We start from the raw sequence: 19,019 nt of genomic DNA, 5'->3' as shown, positions 1-19,019 counted from the left end.
ACGCCGTACGACCCGCCTCCCGGCTTTCCGGTCGGACTCCCGGGTCACTCCCCGGACAGACCCTGTTCCAGCACCCGACCCTCGCCCGGCGCCAGCGTCCCGAGGATCCGTTCCAGATCCTCCATCGAGGCGAACTCGACGGTGATCTTGCCCTTCTTCTGACCGAGATCCACCTTCACGCGGGTCTCGAACCGGTCCGAAAGCCGCGTCGCCAGCTCACTGAGCGCCGGAGCCACCCGAGCACCCGCCCGAGGACCCTTCGGCTTCACCGGGCTCTCCGGCTCCGAACCCATCAGCGACACGATCTCCTCGACCGCGCGCACCGACAACCCCTCGGCCACGATCCGGTGCGCCAGCCGATCCTGCGCCTCGGAATCCTCCACCGACAGCAGGGCACGGGCGTGACCCGCCGAGAGCACGCCCGCGGCCACCCGGCGCTGCACCGGCGCGGACAGCCTCAGCAGCCGCAGGGTGTTCGACACCTGCGGACGCGACCGCCCGATCCGGTCCGCCAGCTGATCGTGCGTGCAGTTGAAGTCCTGCAACAGCTGGTCGTAGGCGGCTGCCTCCTCCAGCGGGTTGAGCTGTGCCCGGTGCAGGTTCTCCAAGAGGGCGTCCAGCAGCAGCTTCTCGTCGTCCGTCGCCCGGATGATTGCCGGAATCCGGTCCAGCCCGGCCTCACGGCACGCCCGCCAGCGGCGCTCACCCATGATCAGCTCATAGCGTCCCGGCCCGGACTGGCGCACCACGACCGGCTGGAGCAGACCCACCTCCTTGATGGAGGTCACCAGCTCCGCCAGCGCGTCCTCGTCGAACACCTCACGGGGCTGCCGCGGGTTCGGCGTGATCGCGTCCATGGGGAGCTCGGCGAACGTCGCCCCTGCCACCCCTTCGGCCGCCGGCGCCACCGGTTCCGGCACGCCCACCGGGGCGACCGCCTGGGGCGCCTCGAGCGAGCCGTCCGCCTGCGCCAGCGCCGCCAGCTTCGCCGCGGCGATACCGCGCTCCGCCGTCAGCACCGGCACCGCCGACGGTGACGTCGACCCGGCACTCACCGCGGGCGTCTTCTCCTGGGGAGCGGCGGGAATCAGCGCGCCGAGCCCCCGCCCCAGACCCCTACGTCGCTCACTCACTGGATCCCCTCCGCCATACTCTGCGTGCTGTTCATGCCGGCGCCCAGATGGGCGTGCCGGCCGTCGTAATGGATTCCGGCCCCCCGCAGCGCGATCTCCCGCGCGGCTTCCAGGTAGGAGAGGGAGCCGCTGGAACCCGGGTCATAGGTGAGCACCGTCTGCCCGTAGCTGGGCGCCTCCGAGATGCGCACCGAGCGCGGAATGCTAGTCCGCAGCACTTCCTTGCCGAAGTGCGTGCGAACCTCTTCCGCCACCTGCGAGGCCAATCGGGTCCTGCCGTCGTACATCGTCAGCAGGATCGTGGACACATGCAGCGACTGGTTCAGATGGGCCCGCACCAGATCGACGTTGCGCAGCAGCTGACCCAGCCCCTCCAGCGCGTAATACTCGCACTGGATCGGGATCAGCACCTCCGCGCCCGCCACCAGAGCGTTCACCGTGAGCAGCCCCAGCGACGGCGGGCAGTCGATCAGGATGTAGTCGAGCGGCTGCTCGTAGGCCTGGATCGCCCGCTGGAGCCGGCTCTCCCGGGCCACGAGCGAGACCAGCTCGATCTCCGCGCCCGCCAGGTCGATCGTGGCCGGGGCGCAGAAGAGCCCCTCCACGTCCACCACCGGCTGGACGACCTCCAGCAGCGGTCGACTGTCCACGAGCACGTCGTAGATGGAGGGCACGTCCGCGTGGTGGTCGATGCCGAGTGCCGTGGAGGCGTTGCCCTGCGGATCGAGGTCGATCACCAGGACCTTGGCCCCGTGCAGGGCCAGTGACGCCGCCAGGTTCACGGTCGTCGTGGTCTTCCCGACGCCGCCCTTCTGGTTGGCCACCACCATCACCCGGGTCTGCGCCGGCCGCGGCAGCGGTCCACCGGCGTGTCCCAGGGCGTCGACCGCCGGCCGGGTGGCTCGGCCGATGGGGGTGTCGTCGTTGTCCACCAGGGGCGGAGGTGCTGCTTCTCCCCCAGCGGTGGCTGGGGGAGAGACATCCTCGCCCGGCGATTCAGAGCGGGGACCGGGGACCGGGTCGGCCATCGGCCCCGCGAGGTTGGCGTCGGACCGCACGGTGTCACTCTCCTCGACATCAGGCTCGCGATGAACAGAGCCTGCCATGTCACCGGGGTCACGAACCAGCGGGGCCCGAACTCCTGTGGATGAATCCACCGATGTGGACAACTCCGTCACCCCCACGCCGTCACGCGGGCGGGGGGACGCGGCCGCACGACCGCGGCTGATGATTCCGTGCAGCAGGGAGCGACGTTTCACGTGAAACACGATGCCCGGACACAGACTTCCGCCCGCTACGACACTCCGAAATCCATACCTATAGGGCCGAACACGCCTGAAACAGCCGGGTCCGGACCCAAAAGGACGATCATCAGCGGCGGCGCCGGGTCCGCCCCACTCGGGCCGCCTTCGCCCGCTTGGCCGCGAACCGCACCCCGCCGGGGCTCTCGCCCACCTCCACGCGCACCACCGTGGTCAGCGGGTCCACCACACCCTCTCCGACATGGAGCACCGAGGTCTTCACCACACCGAGCTTCGTCAGCGCGGCCTTGGCCGCCACCAGCTCCTCATCGGCGGTGTCGCCCTTGAGCGCGAGCATCTCACCGTAGGGACGCAGGAGCGGCACGCCCCAGCCGGCCAGCCGGTCCAACGGAGCCACCGCGCGCGCCGTCACCACATGGACGGGCTGGAGCTTGCCGAGCACCTCTTCGGCCCGACCGCGCACCACCGTCACATGGTCCAGGCCCAGCAGCTCCACGGCCTCCTGGAGGAAATTGGTGCGCCGAAGCAGGGGCTCCAGCAAGGTGATCTTGAGATCCCTGCGCACCAGGGCCAGCGGAATGCCCGGCAGCCCGGCACCCGAGCCCACATCGCACACCGAGACGCCTTCCGGCACCGCCTCGGACAGCACCGCGCAATTCAGCAGGTGCCTCTCCCAGAGCCGCGGCACCTCGCGCGGGCCGATCAGACCGCGCTTGACCCCCGCGTCCGCCAGCAGCTCCGCGTACCGCACGGCTTCCGGGAAAAATTCGCCGAATACCGCGCGCGCCTCTTCAGGCGCCGGGGGAAGCTCTGCTGCCTCCGTCACGGGGACCGTCCTTCCGTACAGAACACTTTTCATACAACGGGCACTGCCAGGCTTACAAACATCGGCCCCGCCTGCGAGACAGACGGGGCCGACCACACGCTCTTCCGGTCAGGCGGGGAGCACAACGACGAAGCGCTGCGGCTCCTCGCCCTCCGACTCGCTCTTGAGACCGGCGGCCGCCACGGCGTCGTGGACGACCTTCCGCTCGAAGGGCGTCATCGGCGCGAGCTTCAGCGGCTCGCCCGAGGCCTTCACATCGGCCGCCGCCTGGGCGCCCAGTGCCGCCAGTTCCTCACGCTTTTTGGCGCGGAATCCGGCGATGTCCAGCATCAGCCGGCTGCGGTCCCCGGTCTCGCGGTGCACGGCGAGGCGCGTCAGCTCCTGCAGAGCCTCCAGGACCTCACCGTCGCGACCCACGAGCTTCTGCAGGTCACGACCGGCGGAGTCACTGACGATCGACACCGCGGCCCGGTCGGCCTCGACGTCCATGTCGATGTCGCCATCCAGGTCGGCGATGTCCAGCAGGCCCTCAAGGTAGTCGGCCGCGATCTCGCCCTCCTGCTCGAGGCGGGTCAAGGTGTCGCCGCCCTCAGCGGCGGCGGTGGTGGTGCCTTCCGTCACGGGAGGGGCTCCTTCTTGCTTCTTGGAGGGTCTTGGAGAGAGGGCTACTTCTTGGTGGGCTTGCTGGGAGGCGTCTGACGCTTCGCCTTCGTCTGCCGCTTCGGCTGCTGCCGCTTGGTGGCGACACCGCCGCTCGCCGCGTCCGCGTCGGCCGTCGCCTCGACACTGCTGATCACGGAGCCGTCCGGCTGCGCGGCCATGCCCTGCTTCGTCAGCGCGGTGATGAACTTCCGCTCGTTGTCGTTGCGGTCCGGGCCCTTGGCGACGATCGCCGCGACGATCTTCTTCTTGCCCCGGCCCTTGAGCTCACCGTGCGTGCTGACGTGCTTGAGCAAACGGGTCAGGTACTGGTCCTGGGCCTTGCTGCCCGGCGTCGGGTTCTGGTTGATCACGTACATCTGCTGGCCCATGGTCCACACGTTGGTGGTCAGCCAGTAGACGAGGACGCCGACGGGGAAGTTGATGCCCATGAAGGCGAAGATCAGCGGGAAGATGTACATCAGCATCTTCTGCTGCTGCATGAACGGCGTCTTGACCGAGAGGTCGACGTTCTTCTGCATCAGCTGGCGCTGCGTGTAGAACTGCGACAGCGACATCATGACGATCATGACCGCGGTCACGACGCGGACGTCGGTCAGGGAGGCGCCGAGCGCGGCGACCTTTTCCGAGCTGTCCGTGAACTTCGCGGCCAGCGGGGCACCGAAGATGTGCGCCTGCCGCGCGCTCTCCAGCAGCGACTGGTTGATGACGCCGATCGTCTTGCCGTTGGCGATGGCCGAGAGCACGTGGTACAGCGCGAAGAAGAACGGGGACTGCGCCAGGATGGGCAGGCACGAGGAGAGCGGGTTGGTACCCGTCTCCTTGTACAGCTTCATCATCTCTTCGGACTGGCGCTGCTTGTCGTTCTTGTAGCGCTCCTGGATCGCCTTCATCTTCGGCTGGAGCGCCTGCATGCCACGCGTCGCCTTGATCTGCTTCACGAAGAGCGGGATCAAGCAGATGCGGATCAAGACCACCAGGGACACGATGGACAGGCCCCAGGCCCATCCGCTGTTCGGGCCGAAGATCGCGCCGTACAGCGAGTGGAACTGGACGATGACCCACGAGACGGGTGTGGTGATGAAACTGAACAGACTGGCAATCGTGTCCACTAATCAGGCTCCTTGAGCATTGCGAGATCTACGCAACGCACTGCGCAGCTGCTCGTGCCAACGCGGGCGTTTCCGGGGTGGGACATGATCCACACCGCCCGGGGTCCACGGATTGCACCGCAGGATCCGCCAAGCGGTAAGAACCGTCCCCTTCACCGCACCATGCCGGTCGATGGCCGTGTACCCGTAGTGCGAGCACGACGGGTAGTACCGGCACACCGGTCCGAGCAGCGGACTGATCGTCCACTGGTACAGCTTGATCAAAGCGAGCAGCGGGTACTTCATCGAGCCGCGCCTCCCAGGAGCCGCTCCAGAGCGACGTCCAGGTCACGGGCCAGCTCGTCGAGGCCGGCGTCACCCGCACCGGGCAAAGCCCGCACCACCACCAGGCTACCGGCGGGCAGGCGGGACAGCCGCTCCCGGACGAGATGGCGCAGACGGCGCTTGACCCGGTTCCGTACGACGGCGTTGCCGACAGCCTTGCTGACGACGAAACCCGCACGCGTCGAGGGATCGATCTCCCCCGGCTCGTGCGGGTCCGTTGCACCGCTTGTACGTAGGTGGACGACGAGGAGCGGGCGACCGGCCCGGCGCCCTCGTCGTACCGCGCTCGCGAAGTCCTCGCGCCGCCTCAGCCGATTTTCGGGAGACAGCACGACGTCACGACCCGCGCGTGTTACGCGGACAGGGCGCTGCGGCCCTTGCTGCGGCGGTTCGCCAGGATGGCGCGACCGGCGCGGGTACGCATCCGCAGGCGGAAGCCGTGGGTCTTGGCACGACGGCGGTTGTTCGGCTGGAAGGTGCGCTTGCTCACTCGGGGGCTCCAGAGAATGAATCGTTGTGGCGGGACATCGCCTGGCTGTCACCGTGCGCCCACGAAGGAAACTCGCGTGTTCGCCCGAGTGGCACCGCTACATGATCACAACCAGTGATCTTCGCCCATCGGTAGGCAGGCGGCAGCAGCCATCGACAACTCGACCTCGTTACGGTACGCGCGGCTACGCCATCCGGTCAAACCGAGCTCTCGCTGCCGCACACTGTGCACAGGCTGTGGACAACGACTTGAACCGTACCCACCGGCCTGACTACCGTTGTCTGATCCCGGATTTTTTGTCCCGACCGTCCCAAAGAACCACACATTCGTGGAACCGGGACCTGTGAGAGAGCGTGCTCTGTGGCTGACGTACCTGCCGATCTTGCCGCAGTGTGGCCACGCGTGCTCGACGTACTCCTGGGGGAGGGGCAGCCGGGCATCGAGCCCAAGGACAAGCAATGGGTCGAGCGCTGCCAGCCCCTGGCCCTCGTCGCGGACACCGCTCTGCTCGCCGTCCCCAATGAATGGGGCAAGCGCGTCCTGGAGGGCCGGCTCGCCCCGCTGATCAGCGACGCGCTCAGCCGCGAGTGCGGCCGGCCCATCCGGATCGCGATCACCGTGGACGACTCCGCGGGTGAGCCGACGCCGCCGGCGCCCTCCGGGCAGCAGCGCGAGTCCTACGAGCCCTACGGCGGCCAGCGGCCCGGCGGGCACACCGGGCCCGGCGGCGCCGACGACGAACGGCTGCCCACGGCGCGCCCCGCCTACCCGGACTACCAGCAACAGCGTCCCGAGCCCGGCTCCTGGCCCCGCGGCGGCCAGCAGGACGACTACGGCTGGCAGCAGCAGCGTCTCGGCGGTTTCCCGGAGCGGGACCCCTACGCCTCCCCGCAGCCCGGCTACCTCCAGCAGTCGGAGCCGGGCGGTTACGAGAAGGGTTCCTACGAGCAGGGCTCCTTCGACCAGCAGCAGTACGAGCAGTCCCCGTACGAGAAGCAGCAACACCAGCAGCACCAATACGAGCAGCAGCAGTACGACCAGCCCGCCCCGCGGCCGGCCCCCCACCGCCCCGCGCCCCCGGCCCCGTCCGGCGGCTCGACCTCGGGCCCGCTGGAGCCGACCGCCCGGCTGAACCCCAAGTACCTCTTCGACACCTTCGTCATCGGTGCCTCGAACCGCTTCGCACACGCCGCCGCGGTGGCCGTCGCCGAGGCACCGGCCAAGGCGTACAACCCCCTCTTCATCTACGGGGAGTCGGGCCTCGGCAAGACGCACCTGCTGCACGCCATCGGGCATTACGCGCGCAGCCTCTACCCGGGCACCCGGGTGCGGTACGTGAGCTCCGAGGAGTTCACCAACGAGTTCATCAACTCGATCCGCGACGGCAAGGGCGACGCGTTCCGCAAGCGTTACCGCGAGATGGACATCCTGCTCGTCGACGACATCCAGTTCCTGGCGAGCAAGGAGTCGACGCAGGAGGAGTTCTTCCACACCTTCAACACCCTCCACAACGCCAACAAGCAGATCGTGCTGTCCTCCGACCGGCCGCCCAAGCAGCTCGTCACCCTGGAGGACCGGCTCCGCAACCGCTTCGAGTGGGGTCTGATCACCGACGTCCAGCCGCCCGAGTTGGAGACCAGGATCGCGATCCTGCGCAAGAAGGCGGTCCAGGAGCAGCTCAACGCCCCGCCGGAGGTACTGGAGTTCATCGCCTCCCGCATCTCGCGCAACATCCGCGAGTTGGAGGGGGCGCTGATCCGCGTCACGGCGTTCGCGAGCCTCAACCGGCAGCCGGTGGACCTCGGTCTGACGGAGGACGTGCTGAAGAACCTGATCCCCGGCGGCGAGGACAGCGCGCCGGAGATCACCGCCTCGGACATCATGGCCGCCACCGCCGACTACTTCGGTCTCACCGTGGACGACCTGTGCGGCTCCTCGCGCAGCCGCGTCCTGGTCACGGCCCGGCAGATCGCCATGTACCTGTGCCGGGAGCTCACGGACCTCTCCCTGCCGAAGATCGGGGCCCAGTTCGGCGGCCGGGACCACACCACCGTCATGCACGCGGACCGCAAGATCCGGGCCCTGATGGCGGAACGGCGCTCGATCTACAACCAGGTCACGGAACTCACCAACCGCATCAAGAACGGCTGAGCCGGGCTTCCGGGCCCGTGTGTGGCCGCCCCGAGGAAGGCACTTCGGGGCCTCGGCACGCCTTGGCACACCCTGCCACGCCCTCTCACGGCCCTCCCACGCTCGTCTACAGGGGCGCTTCCGGCTCGAACCGGGGGCGCCCTTCTTCGTGCGCGCGCTGTTGCTCTGTTCGAATACGCCCCCTGCGGGCCAACTCATCCACAGATTGGGCCACTTTCTTCCGTCCACACCCTGGGGAAGGGTTCGGTCGCCCACAATCTGTCCACAGGTGTGCCGGGTGAGAGGTCATCAGGCCAGTTCAGGCGCCTGTGGAATTGTGCACAACTGCTGTCCACAGCCTGTGGACAGAAAAATCGTCCACAGGGCCGTCCACCGCTCTGTCCACCGCCCACTCACAGGTTCCCGCATCCTGTGCACAGGATGCGCTGACTTCTCCACACCGTTGTCCACTGTTCGGCAACCCGGACACCTCCATCACCGCCCCGAGTGAAAGCCGTCACACGCAGACCGATGTTTGGTCTGTGGAGTACTGGGGAAAAGCTGGGGACACACCTGTGGAGTAGTGGGGGTCGTCTGGGGACGGCCTGTGCAGAACTTTTCGTTCTCCACAGAGACACCGTGTTGTCCACCGGTGCCGCCCACAGGGTGTGGGGATAAAAAACCGGGGCTGACCTGCGAAGACGGGCTTATCCACCGTTTCCACAGGCCCTACTACTACCCCCATAGAGATTTAGGCCGGATTCGGTTTTCAAGCAGGTCCTGTGCACAACTCGTCGTCCGGCCGCCCCGACGCCGTGCTCCCGACTTGACCGCCGGCAGCACCGACTGTCGGCGCCGTACGTCAGACTGGTTCCCGGCACCGCGGCCTCGGTCCGTCGAGAACCCGGGCCGGGAGCCGACGACGAAAGCCGGCAGACGAGCGAGCAACAGCAGGAGGCGGTTCCGGTGAAGATCCGGGTGGAGCGCGACGTACTCGCGGAGGCGGTGGCCTGGGCTGCCCGCAGCCTCCCGGCCCGGCCGCCGGTGCCCGTGCTCGCGGGCCTGCTGCTCAAGGCCGAGGACGGCACGCTGTCCCTCTCCGGCTTCGACTACGAGGTCTCGGCCCGCGTCTCCGTCGAGGCCGATGTCGAGGAGGACGGCACGGTCCTCGTCTCCGGCCGGCTCCTCGCCGACATCTGCCGCGCCCTCCCCAACCGCCCGGTGGAGATTTCCACAGACGGTGTACGGGCGACCGTGGTCTGCGGCTCCTCCCGCTTCACCCTCCACACCCTGCCTGTGGAGGAGTACCCGGCGCTGCCGCAGATGCCGACCGCGACCGGCACCGTTCCCGGCGAGGTCTTCGCGTCCGCCGCCGCCCAGGTCGCCATCGCCGCCGGCCGTGACGACACCCTGCCCGTGCTGACCGGCGTCCGCATCGAGATCGAGGGCGACCGGGTCACCCTCGCCTCCACCGACCGCTACCGCTTCGCGGTCCGCGAGTTCCTGTGGAAGCCGGAGAACCCCGACGCCTCCGCCGTGGCCCTGGTCCCCGCGAAGACGCTCCTGGACACCGCCAAGTCCCTGACCAGCGGTGACACCGTCACCCTCGCGCTCTCCGGCTCCGGCGCGGGCGAGGGCCTCATCGGCTTCGAGGGCGCGGGCCGCCGCACCACGACCCGCCTGCTCGAAGGCGACCTGCCCAAGTACCGCACGCTCTTCCCGACGGAGTTCAACTCCATCGCCGTGATCGAGACCGCCCCGTTCGTCGAGGCCGTCAAGCGCGTGGCCCTCGTCGCCGAGCGCAACACCCCGGTCCGCCTGAGCTTCGAGCAGGGCGTGCTGATCCTGGAAGCCGGCTCCAGCGACGATGCACAGGCTGTGGAACGCGTCGACGCGAAGCTGGAGGGCGACGACATCTCGATCGCCTTCAACCCCACGTTCCTGCTCGACGGCCTCAGCGCGATCGACTCGCCCGCCGCCCAGCTGAGCTTCACCACCTCCACCAAGCCCGCACTGCTCAGCGGCCGTCCCGCGGTGGACGCCGAGGCGGACGAGGCCTACAAGTACCTGATCATGCCGGTGCGCCTGTCCGGCTGAGCCGTCCCGTCGGGCCCGGTCTCGCGAGCGCGCGGACCGGGCCCGACGGCGTACCCGGCACGTTGGGTGGGGTACCGCCCGACGGCCCGGCGTAGGCTCGGATCCGGGGACGGCCCCGGATCCCGGGGAGCCCGGCACAGACGGCCACAACGCTTAAGGAAGCACCTGATGGAGCTTGGTCTCATCGGTCTCGGCAAGATGGGCGGCAACATGCGCGAGCGCATCCGCCGCGCAGGCCACACCGTCATCGGATACGACCGCAACCCGGACCTCGCGGATGTCCACAGCCTGCGGGAACTTGTGGACGGCCTGCAGGCCCCCCGCGTGGTGTGGGTGATGGTCCCGGCCGGTGCGGCGACGCAGTCCACCGTCGACGAGTTGGGCGAGTTGCTCTCGCCCGGCGACATCGTCGTCGACGGCGGCAACTCGCGCTGGACCGATGACGAGAAGCACGCCGAGGAGCTGGCCGCCAAGGGCATCGGCTTCGTCGACTGCGGTGTCTCGGGCGGCGTGTGGGGCCTGGAGAACGGCTATGCGCTGATGTACGGCGGTGAGAAGGAGCACGTCGCCGCCGTGCAGCCGATCTTCGACGCCCTCAAGCCGGAGGGCGAGTTCGGCGCCGTGCACGCGGGCAAGGTGGGCGCCGGCCACTTCGCGAAGATGGTCCACAACGGCATCGAGTACGCCATGATGCAGGCGTACGCCGAGGGCTGGGAGCTGCTGGAGAAGGTCGACTCGGTCACCGACGTCCGCGAGGTGTTCCGGTCCTGGCAGGAGGGCACGGTCATCCGTTCCTGGCTGCTGGACCTCGCCGTGAACGCGCTGGACGAGGACGAGCACCTGGAGAAGCTGCGCGGCTTCGCGCAGGACTCGGGCGAGGGCCGCTGGACGGTCGAGGCGGCGATCGACAACGCCGTTCCGCTGCCCGCCATCACCGCCTCGCTGTTCGCCCGGTTCGCGTCCCGCCAGGACGACTCCCCGCAGATGAAGATGATCGCCGCGCTGCGCAACCAGTTCGGCGGCCACGCGGTCGAGAAGAAGTAACCCGCACACGGCGCCACAGGCACCCCGCAAGACAGCACCGCAGCAACACACCAGCACCACAGCAAGCAGCAGGAAGCCGGGGGAGGTCGGCGCCGAATGCACGTCTCGCATCTCTCACTGGCCGACTTCCGCTCGTACGCCCGGGCCGAGGTTCCCCTCGGTCCGGGCGTCACCGCGTTCGTGGGCCCCAACGGCCAGGGCAAGACCAACCTCGTCGAGGCGATCGGCTACCTTGCGACGCTGGGCAGCCACCGGGTCTCCTCGGACGCCCCGCTGGTGCGGATGGGCGCCGACCGGGCGATCATCCGCGCGGCCGTGGCGCAGGGCGAACGCCGGCAGCTCATCGAGCTGGAGCTGAACCCCGGGCGTGCGAACCGCGCCCGGATCAACCGGTCCTCGCAGGTCAGACCGCGCGACGTGCTGGGCATCGTCCGTACGGTGCTGTTCGCGCCGGAGGACCTGGCGCTGGTGAAGGGCGACCCGGGTGAGCGGCGCCGCTTCCTGGACGAGCTCGTCACGGCCCGCTCACCGCGGATGGCCGCGGTCCGCTCGGACTACGAGCGGGTCCTCAAGCAGCGCAACACCCTGCTGAAGTCGGCGGCGATGGCCCGCCGGCACGGCGGACGTTCCATGGACCTCTCGACCCTCGACGTATGGGACCAACACCTCGCGCGGGCGGGCGCGGAGCTGCTGGCGCAGCGGCTGGACCTGATCGCGACCCTGCTGCCGCTGGCGGACAAGGCGTACGAGCAACTCGCGCCGGGCGGTGGCCCGCTGGGGCTGGCGTACCGGTCCTCGGCGGGCGAGGCCGTGGACAGCGGAGCGGCGCGCACCCGGGAGGCGCTGTACGAGGTGCTGCTGGCGGCCCTGGCGGAGGTCCGCAAGCAGGAGATCGAGCGGGGCGTGACGCTGGTGGGCCCGCACCGCGACGACGTGCTGCTGCGGCTCGGCGAGCTGCCGGCCAAGGGGTACGCGAGCCACGGCGAGTCCTGGTCGTACGCGCTCGCGCTGCGGCTGGCCTCGTACGAGCTGCTGCGCGCGGAGGGCGACGAGCCGGTGCTGATCCTGGACGACGTGTTCGCGGAACTGGACGCGCGGCGCCGGGAACGGCTGGCGGAGCTGGTGGCCCCGGGAGAGCAGGTGCTGGTGACGGCGGCTGTGGACGATGACGTTCCGGACGTGTTGGCGGGGGTGCGGTTCGGGGTGTCCGGCGGTGAGGTGACCCTGCTGTGAGCGATCGAGACGAGCACCCGGAGCGCAAGGCCCCGCCGCTGTCCGGGGTGGACCTGGCACGACAGGCGTTGGCGGCGGCGCGTGAGCAGGCCCGGGCGCGGGGCAACGCGGCGCCGGGCAAGAAGCACCGGCAGCCGGGGCTGCGGTCCGGCGCACGCGCCGACGGCCGGGACCCGATGCCGCTGATGGCGGCGCTGGCCCGGCTGCGGACGGAGCACGGCTGGGAGATGCCGATGGCGGTGGCCGGCGTGATGGAGCGCTGGCCCGAGATCGTCGGCCCGGAGATCGCCACGCACTGCGTGCCCGAGCGCTACGAGGACCGCGAGCTGGTGGTCCGGTGCGATTCCTCGGCGTGGGCGGCGCAGCTGAAACTGCTGGCGCCGCAGCTGGTCGCCCGGCTGAACGCGGAGCTGGGGCAGGGCACCGTACAGATGATCAAGGTGCACGGCCCCGGCGGCCGGCCGAAGCAGTACGGGCCGTGGCGGGTGCCGGGCGGCACCGGCCCGGGCGATACGTACGGCTGACTCCCCCGGACCTCCGGATCCCCCCGAAGTCCCCGAAGTCCCCCCGATCCCTCCGGACCCTTCCGGAACCGCGCCGGAAACCCTCCTCGCCCCTCCCGTCCCCTCCCGGACGCGCTCCCGCACGCCCGCTGAGCGGTGCGTCGCGCCCGCCCTGCGGCATGTTGATCACGGGCCGGCGACGGGACGGTTTCGGCCGGGTCGCGGCCCCGCCCCGGTGCGCCGCCGCGGGTGGTGTCCCTCACGGTAGTGAGAGGTTGACAGGCCGAAGCGCTCAATGCCCGTGTGAGCCTCTTTGGGCCCCTCCCCGGATATGGGGAGTCGGAGAGAGGAGGTTCAGGGCGGCACATGCGGACTCAGGTACCGGCAAACCCCCATTCATGTCCGTGGTACCGGTAGACTGAAGCGAATCCCGCCCGCTTGCGGGATCCGCTGACAAACGCTGACAACGCAGATCGACGCAGCCGCTCCTGCTTGCATGCCTGCTGGCCCGGAGTACGGCCTGTGCTGTGCCAGAAAGGGCGCTTCGTGGCCGATTCCGGCAACCCCAACGAGAAGAACGAGTCCACCGCCGGCGGCGAGGCCGGTGAGTCCTCTTACACCGGCAGCAACATCCAGGTCCTCGAAGGTCTGGACGCGGTCCGCAAGCGGCCCGGCATGTACATCGGCTCGACCGGTGAGCGTGGCCTGCACCACCTCGTCTACGAGGTCGTCGACAACTCCGTCGACGAGGCCCTGGCCGGGCACGCGGACACCATCGACGTCACGATCCTCGCCGACGGCGGCGTGCGCGTGGTCGACAACGGCCGCGGCATCCCCGTCGACATCGTGCCCTCCGAGGGCAAGCCGGCGCTGGAGGTCGTGCTGACGGTCCTGCACGCGGGCGGCAAGTTCGGCGGCGGCGGCTACGCCGTCTCCGGCGGTCTGCACGGCGTCGGCGTCTCCGTCGTGAACGCGCTGTCGACGAAGGTCGCGGTCGAGGTCAAGCGGGACGGCTTCCGCTGGAGCCAGGACTACAAGCTCGGCGCCCCGACGGCCCCGCTCGCCAAGAACGAGGAGACCGACCAGCACGGTACGTCGGTCACCTTCTGGGCCGACCCGGACATCTTCGAGACGACCGAGTACTCCTTCGAGACGCTCTCACGGCGCTTCCAGGAGATGGCCTTCCTCAACAAGGGCCTGACCCTGACGCTGACCGACGAGCGCGAGTCCGCCAAGGCGACGGTCGGCGCGGACGACCCGGAGGCGGACGCGGCCGAGCCGACGGCGCGCACGGTGAAGTACTACTACGAGGGCGGCATCGTCGACTTCGTGAAGTACCTCAACTCGCGCAAGGGCGAGCTGATCCACCCGACCGTCATCGACGTCGAGGCCGAGGACAAGGAGCGCATGCTCTCGGTCGAGATCGCGATGCAGTGGAACTCGCAGTACACCGAGGGTGTCTACTCCTTCGCGAACACGATCCACACGCACGAGGGCGGTACCCACGAAGAGGGCTTCCGCGCCGCGCTGACGGGTCTGGTCAACCGTTACGCCCGCGACAAGAAGCTGCTGCGCGAGAAGGACGACAACCTCGCCGGCGAGGACATCCGCGAGGGTCTGACGGCGATCATCTCGGTCAAGCTGGGCGAGCCCCAGTTCGAGGGCCAGACGAAGACCAAGCTGGGCAACACCGAGGCGAAGACCTTCGTCCAGAAGGTCGTCCACGAGCACCTGAACGACTGGTTCGACCGCAACCCGGTCGAGGCGGCGGACATCATCCGCAAGTCGATCCAGGCGGCCACGGCCCGCGTCGCGGCCCGCAAGGCCCGCGACCTCACCCGTCGCAAGGGCCTGCTGGAGAGCGCCTCGCTGCCCGGCAAGCTGTCCGACTGCCAGTCGAACGACCCGACCAAGTGCGAGATCTTCATCGTCGAGGGCGACTCGGCCGGCGGCTCCGCGAAGTCCGGCCGCAACCCGATGTACCAGGCCATCCTGCCGATCCGCGGCAAGATCCTGAACGTCGAGAAGGCCCGTATCGACAAGATCCTCCAGAACACCGAGGTCCAGGCGCTGATCAGTGCCTTCGGAACCGGTGTGCACGAGGACTTCGACATCGAGAAGCTCCGCTATCACAAGATCATCCTGATGGCGGACGCCGACGTCGACGGCCAGCACATCAACACCCTGCTGCTGACCTTCCTCTTCCGCTTCATGCGTCCGCTGGTCGAGGCCGGGCACGTCTACCTGTCGCGTCCCCCGCTGTACAAGATCAAGTGGGGTCGGGACGACTTCGAGTACGCCTACTCGGACCGCGAGCGCGACGCCCTGGTCGAGCACGGCAAGGGGCAGGGCAAGCGGATCAAGGAAGACTCCATCCAGCGCTTCAAGGGTCTGGGCGAGATGAACGCCGAGGAACTGCGCGTCACCACCATGGACGTGGACCACCGCGTGCTCGGCCAGGTCACCCTGGACGACGCCGCGCAGGCCGACGACCTGTTCTCGGTGCTGATGGGTGAGGACGTCGAAGCCCGACGCTCCTTCATCCAGCGCAACGCCAAGGACGTCCGCTTCCTCGACATCTGAGTCGGCTCAGCTGACTGCCTGAAAGGACTTCTGACCAGCAATGGCCGACGAAACCACCCCGACCGCCGAGAACACCGAAGAGGAAGACCAGCAGCTGCGCATCGAGCCCGTCGGGCTCGAGACGGAGATGCAGCGCTCCTACCTCGACTACGCGATGTCCGTCATCGTCTCCCGCGCCCTGCCCGACGTACGGGACGGACTCAAGCCCGTCCACCGTCGCGTGCTGTACGCGATGTACGACGGCGGCTACCGGCCCGAGAAGGGCTTCTACAAGTGCGCCCGCGTCGTCGGCGACGTCATGGGCACCTACCACCCGCACGGCGACTCCTCGATCTACGACGCCCTGGTCCGCCTGGCCCAACCGTGGTCGATGCGGATGCCGCTGGTGGACAGCAACGGCAACTTCGGCTCGCCGGGCAACGACCCGGCCGCGGCCATGCGCTACACCGAGTGCAAGCTGATGCCGCAGGCCATGGAGATGCTCCGGGACATCGACGAGGAGACCGTCGACTTCACGGACAACTACGACGGCCGCAACCAGGAGCCGACGGTCCTCCCGGCCCGCTTCCCGAACCTGCTGGTCAACGGCAGCGCCGGGATCGCGGTCGGCATGGCGACCAACATCCCGCCGCACAACCTGCGCGAGGTCGCGGCCGGCGCCCAGTGGGCGCTGGAACACCCGGACGCCTCGCACGAGGAGCTCCAGGACGCTCTCATCGAGCGGATCAAGGGCCCCGACTTCCCGTCCGGCGCCCTCGTCGTGGGCCGCAAGGGCATCGAGGAGGCGTACCGGACCGGTCGCGGCTCCATCACGATGCGCGCGGTGGTCGAGGTCGAGGAGATCCAGAACCGCCAGTGCCTGGTGGTCACCGAACTCCCGTACCAGACCAACCCCGACAACCTCGCGCAGAAGATCGCCGACCTGGTCAAGGACGGAAAGGTCGGCGGTATCGCCGACGTCCGCGACGAGACCTCCTCGCGGACCGGCCAGCGTCTGGTCATCGTCCTCAAGCGGGACGCGGTCGCCAAGGTCGTGCTGAACAACCTGTACAAGCACACCGACCTCCAGACGAACTTCGGCGCGAACATGCTGGCGCTGGTGGACGGGGTGCCGCGCACCCTGTCGATCGACGCGTTCATCCGCCACTGGGTGCAGCACCAGATCGAGGTCATCGTCCGGCGCACCCGTTTCCGCCTGCGCAAGGCGGAGGAGCGCGCGCACATCCTGCGCGGTCTGCTCAAGGCGCTGGACGCGATCGACGAGGTCATCGCGCTGATCCGGCGCAGCAACACGGTCGAGATCGCGCGCGAGGGCCTGATGGGCCTGCTGGAGATCGACGAGATCCAGGCGAACGCGATCCTGGAGATGCAGCTGCGCCGCCTCGCCGCGCTGGAGCGGCAGAAGATCGTCGCCGAGCACGACGAGCTCCAGGCGAAGATCAACGAGTACAACGCGATCCTCGCCTCCGAGTCGCGTCAGCGCTCCATCGTCAGCGAGGAACTGGCGGCCATCGTCGAGAAGTTCGGCGACGACCGGCGCTCCAAGCTGGTGCCCTTCGACGGTGACATGTCCATCGAGGACCTGATCGCCGAAGAGGACATCGTCGTCACGATCACGCACGGCGGTTACGTCAAGCGCACCAAGACCGAGGACTACCGCTCGCAGAAGCGCGGCGGCAAGGGCGTGCGCGGCACGAAGCTGAAGCAGGACGACCTGGTCGACCACTTCTTCGTGTCCACCACGCACCACTGGCTGCTGTTCTTCACCAACAAGGGCCGGGTCTACCGGTCCAAGGCGTACGAGCTCCCGGACGCCGGTCGCGACGCGCGCGGTCAGCACGTCGCGAACCTGCTGGCCTTCCAGCCGGACGAGAAGATCGCCCAGATCCTCGCGATCCGCGACTACGAGGCGGCGCCGTACCTGATCCTGGCCACCAAGGGCGGCCTGGTGAAGAAGACGGCGCTCAAGGACTACGACTCCCCCCGTTCGGGTGGTGTCATCGCCATCAACCTCCGTGAGACGGGCGCCGACGGCGGCGACGGTACCGCCGACGAGCTGATCGGGGCCGAGTTGGTGTCCGCCGAGGACGACCTGCTGCTCATCAGCAAGAAGGCGCAGTCGATCCGCTTCACCGCGACCGACGAGGCGCTGCGTCCGATGGGCCGTGCCACCTCCGGTGTGAAGGGCATGAGCTTCCGCGGAGGCGACGAACTGCTCTCCATGAGCGTGGTCCGGCCGGGTACCTTCGTCTTCACCGCGACCGACGGCGGCTACGCCAAGCGGACGCCGGTGGACGAGTACCGCGTCCAGGGCCGTGGTGGTCTGGGCATCAAGGCGGCGAAGATCGTGGAGGACCGCGGTTCGCTCGTCGGCGCGCTGGTGGTCGACGAAACGGACGAGATTCTCGCGATCACGCTCAGCGGTGGTGTGATTCGTACGCGCGTCAATGAAGTCCGGGAGACCGGCCGTGACACCATGGGCGTCCAGCTGATCAACCTGGGCAAGCGGGACGCCGTGGTGGGTATCGCGCGCAACGCCGAGGCCGGTCAGGATGCCGACGAGGTCGACGACGAGAACCCGTCGGTGACCGAGGAAGCCGAAGGACAGGCCGTTGAGGCCGCCGAGGGCACGCAGCCTTCGGCTGGGGAGCACGAGGAGTAAGTCGTGAGTGGAGCCACGGGCGCCGGACCGGCCAAGACTGGAGCGAACGGTGCCCGTGGCCCCGCCGCGGACTCGGAAGGCGGAGGCGCCGCCGCGAAGGGCAGGGGGAGCACGGTGACGGACACCCGAGGGCCGAAGCCCAAGCCGAAGGGCGGCGCGGGCCAGGATCCGGGCGCGCAGCCGTACAAGCCGCCGGCGGCGTACACGGCGCCCACCGGTCCGGGCGCGCAGCGGACGGCGCGCCCGGGGGTCCGTACGGCGCCCCGCACGCGCAAGGCGCGGCTGCGGGTGGCGAAGGCCGACCCCTGGTCGGTGATGAAGGTCAGCTTCCTGCTGTCGATCGCGCTGGGCATCTGCACGGTCGTGGCGGCCGTGGTGCTGTGGATGGTCATGGACGCGATGGGCGTCTTCTCGACCGTCGGCGGCACGATCAGCGAGGCGACCGGGTCCAACGAGAGCAACGGCTTCGACCTCCAGTCGTTCCTGTCGCTGCCGCGCGTACTGATCTTCACTTCGGTGATCGCGGTGATCGACGTGGTGCTCGCGACGGCGCTCGCGACGCTGGGCGCGTTCATCTACAACGTCTCCGCCGGGTTCGTGGGCGGTGTGGAGCTCACGCTCGCCGAGGACGAGTGAGCCTGACTGACCTGCGGGGACGCCCCTGCGGAACGGATTTGGGACCTGCCGGGTCTGTGCGCTAACCTTCAGGAGTCAGCGCGCAGCGCGGATGGGGCTATAGCTCAGTTGGTTAGAGCGCATCCCTGATAAGGATGAGGCCACAGGTTCAAATCCTGTTAGCCCCACAGTGTGGAAGACCCCCGACCGATCACGGTCGGGGGTCTTCGCGTTGTGCGGCCGGGGCTTCGGGTGCGCCGGGGGCCTCCTCGTTGGGCCGGTCGGGTGACGCCGGAGGAGGGACCTCAGATAACCGATCGGTATCGGTCGGTGTGTATTGTTGGC

General features: G+C 68.8%; 15 protein-coding genes, 1 tRNA gene and 2 pseudogenes. 10 read left to right on the top strand and 8 right to left on the bottom strand.

The window, feature by feature from the left end; all coding sequences use genetic code 11:
* Nucleotides 1-44 precede the first annotated feature (44 nt).
* The 8 genes from ACFVXJ_RS10990 to rpmH all read right to left on the bottom strand — a co-directional run bounded on the left by ACFVXJ_RS10990 (nucleotide 45) and on the right by rpmH (nucleotide 5,807).
* The gene (locus ACFVXJ_RS10990; protein WP_389661420.1) at nucleotides 45-1,133 is read right to left on the bottom strand and encodes a ParB/RepB/Spo0J family partition protein; all 1,089 of its coding nucleotides are present in this window, start codon (nucleotides 1,131-1,133) and stop codon (nucleotides 45-47) included.
* Nucleotides 1,130-2,239: a ParA family protein gene (locus ACFVXJ_RS10985; RefSeq protein WP_389661419.1), complete on the bottom strand. Its 1,110-nt coding sequence runs from the start codon at nucleotides 2,237-2,239 to the stop codon at nucleotides 1,130-1,132. The genes ACFVXJ_RS10990 and ACFVXJ_RS10985 overlap by 4 nt, the downstream gene beginning before the upstream one ends.
* 265 nt (nucleotides 2,240-2,504) lie before the next feature.
* Complete coding sequence (rsmG, locus tag ACFVXJ_RS10980) at nucleotides 2,505-3,221, bottom strand: 16S rRNA (guanine(527)-N(7))-methyltransferase RsmG (protein ID WP_136210327.1); 717 nt, start codon at nucleotides 3,219-3,221, stop codon at nucleotides 2,505-2,507.
* 108 nt (nucleotides 3,222-3,329) lie between these two features.
* Nucleotides 3,330-3,842 carry a R3H domain-containing nucleic acid-binding protein gene (locus ACFVXJ_RS10975; RefSeq protein WP_136210325.1) on the bottom strand — a complete coding sequence of 171 codons (513 nt, stop codon included), beginning with the start codon at nucleotides 3,840-3,842 and terminating at the stop codon, nucleotides 3,330-3,332.
* Between the two features lie 44 nt (nucleotides 3,843-3,886).
* Nucleotides 3,887-4,993, bottom strand: a complete 1,107-nt coding sequence (gene yidC, locus ACFVXJ_RS10970; protein ID WP_389661418.1) for a membrane protein insertase YidC — start codon at nucleotides 4,991-4,993, stop codon at nucleotides 3,887-3,889.
* Nucleotides 4,994-4,996: 3 nt separating this feature from the next.
* A complete protein-coding gene (gene yidD / locus ACFVXJ_RS10965; RefSeq protein WP_389661417.1) occupies nucleotides 4,997-5,278 on the bottom strand; it encodes a membrane protein insertion efficiency factor YidD in 282 nt (93 codons plus the stop codon).
* Nucleotides 5,275-5,649 (bottom strand): ribonuclease P protein component, encoded by a 375-nt coding sequence (rnpA, locus tag ACFVXJ_RS10960; RefSeq protein ID WP_389661416.1) that lies wholly within the window; start codon nucleotides 5,647-5,649, stop codon nucleotides 5,275-5,277. The genes yidD and rnpA overlap by 4 nt, the downstream gene beginning before the upstream one ends.
* Before the next feature lie 20 nt (nucleotides 5,650-5,669).
* A complete protein-coding gene (gene rpmH, locus ACFVXJ_RS10955; RefSeq protein ID WP_007265229.1) occupies nucleotides 5,670-5,807 on the bottom strand; it encodes a 50S ribosomal protein L34 in 138 nt (45 codons plus the stop codon).
* Nucleotides 5,808-6,167: 360 nt separating this feature from the next.
* Between rpmH and dnaA (ACFVXJ_RS10950) the strand changes: the two are divergent.
* From dnaA (ACFVXJ_RS10950) to ACFVXJ_RS10905, 10 genes and pseudogenes are all read left to right on the top strand, one after another.
* Nucleotides 6,168-6,675 (top strand): annotated as a pseudogene (gene dnaA / locus ACFVXJ_RS10950) (chromosomal replication initiator protein DnaA); the annotation flags it as partial.
* Between the two features lie 107 nt (nucleotides 6,676-6,782).
* A pseudogene (dnaA, locus tag ACFVXJ_RS10945) lies at nucleotides 6,783-7,958 on the top strand (chromosomal replication initiator protein DnaA); the annotation flags it as partial.
* A gap of 945 nt (nucleotides 7,959-8,903) precedes the next feature.
* Entirely contained in the window at nucleotides 8,904-10,034 is a 1,131-nt protein-coding gene (gene dnaN, locus ACFVXJ_RS10940; protein WP_136210318.1) for a DNA polymerase III subunit beta, read from the top strand.
* A gap of 168 nt (nucleotides 10,035-10,202) precedes the next feature.
* Nucleotides 10,203-11,078, top strand: coding sequence for a phosphogluconate dehydrogenase (NAD(+)-dependent, decarboxylating) (gnd, locus tag ACFVXJ_RS10935; protein WP_136210316.1), 876 nt, complete (start codon nucleotides 10,203-10,205; stop codon nucleotides 11,076-11,078).
* A 96-nt stretch (nucleotides 11,079-11,174) separates the two neighbouring features.
* Nucleotides 11,175-12,311, top strand: a complete 1,137-nt coding sequence (gene recF / locus ACFVXJ_RS10930; protein ID WP_389661415.1) for a DNA replication/repair protein RecF — start codon at nucleotides 11,175-11,177, stop codon at nucleotides 12,309-12,311.
* Entirely contained in the window at nucleotides 12,308-12,835 is a 528-nt protein-coding gene (locus ACFVXJ_RS10925; RefSeq protein ID WP_389661413.1) for a DUF721 domain-containing protein, read from the top strand. Before recF ends, ACFVXJ_RS10925 begins: the two co-directional genes overlap by 4 nt.
* A 501-nt stretch (nucleotides 12,836-13,336) precedes the next feature.
* Nucleotides 13,337-15,397 (top strand): DNA topoisomerase (ATP-hydrolyzing) subunit B, encoded by a 2,061-nt coding sequence (gyrB, locus tag ACFVXJ_RS10920; protein WP_361312839.1) that lies wholly within the window; start codon nucleotides 13,337-13,339, stop codon nucleotides 15,395-15,397.
* Between the two features lie 40 nt (nucleotides 15,398-15,437).
* Nucleotides 15,438-18,059 carry a DNA gyrase subunit A gene (gene gyrA / locus ACFVXJ_RS10915; protein WP_389661410.1) on the top strand — a complete coding sequence of 874 codons (2,622 nt, stop codon included), beginning with the start codon at nucleotides 15,438-15,440 and terminating at the stop codon, nucleotides 18,057-18,059.
* 3 nt (nucleotides 18,060-18,062) lie between these two features.
* On the top strand, nucleotides 18,063-18,695 hold the full coding sequence (locus ACFVXJ_RS10910) for a DUF3566 domain-containing protein (RefSeq protein WP_389661408.1): 633 nt from the start codon (nucleotides 18,063-18,065) through the stop codon (nucleotides 18,693-18,695).
* 93 nt (nucleotides 18,696-18,788) lie between these two features.
* Nucleotides 18,789-18,862 (top strand) — tRNA-Ile (locus ACFVXJ_RS10905).
* Nucleotides 18,863-19,019 lie beyond the last annotated feature (157 nt).

It is taken from the genome of Streptomyces sp. NPDC058279 (genome assembly GCF_042881255.1).
Classification (GTDB): domain Bacteria; phylum Actinomycetota; class Actinomycetes; order Streptomycetales; family Streptomycetaceae; genus Streptomyces.
Note: the sequence above shows the minus strand (reverse complement) of the source record. Positions and strands in the feature narration are given on the sequence as shown.

What these genes read in the sequence shown, in the direction of transcription:
- ACFVXJ_RS10985 (WP_389661419.1), bottom strand. Translation starts at nt 2,239, where the DNA reads ATGGCAGGCTCTGTTCATCGCGAGCCTGATGTCGAGGAGAGTGACACC.
- yidD (WP_389661417.1), bottom strand. Translation starts at nt 5,278, where the DNA reads ATGAAGTACCCGCTGCTCGCTTTGATCAAGCTGTACCAGTGGACGATC.
- gnd (WP_136210316.1), top strand. Translation starts at nt 10,203, where the DNA reads ATGGAGCTTGGTCTCATCGGTCTCGGCAAGATGGGCGGCAACATGCGC.
- recF (WP_389661415.1), top strand. Translation starts at nt 11,175, where the DNA reads ATGCACGTCTCGCATCTCTCACTGGCCGACTTCCGCTCGTACGCCCGG.
- gyrA (WP_389661410.1), top strand. Translation starts at nt 15,438, where the DNA reads ATGGCCGACGAAACCACCCCGACCGCCGAGAACACCGAAGAGGAAGAC.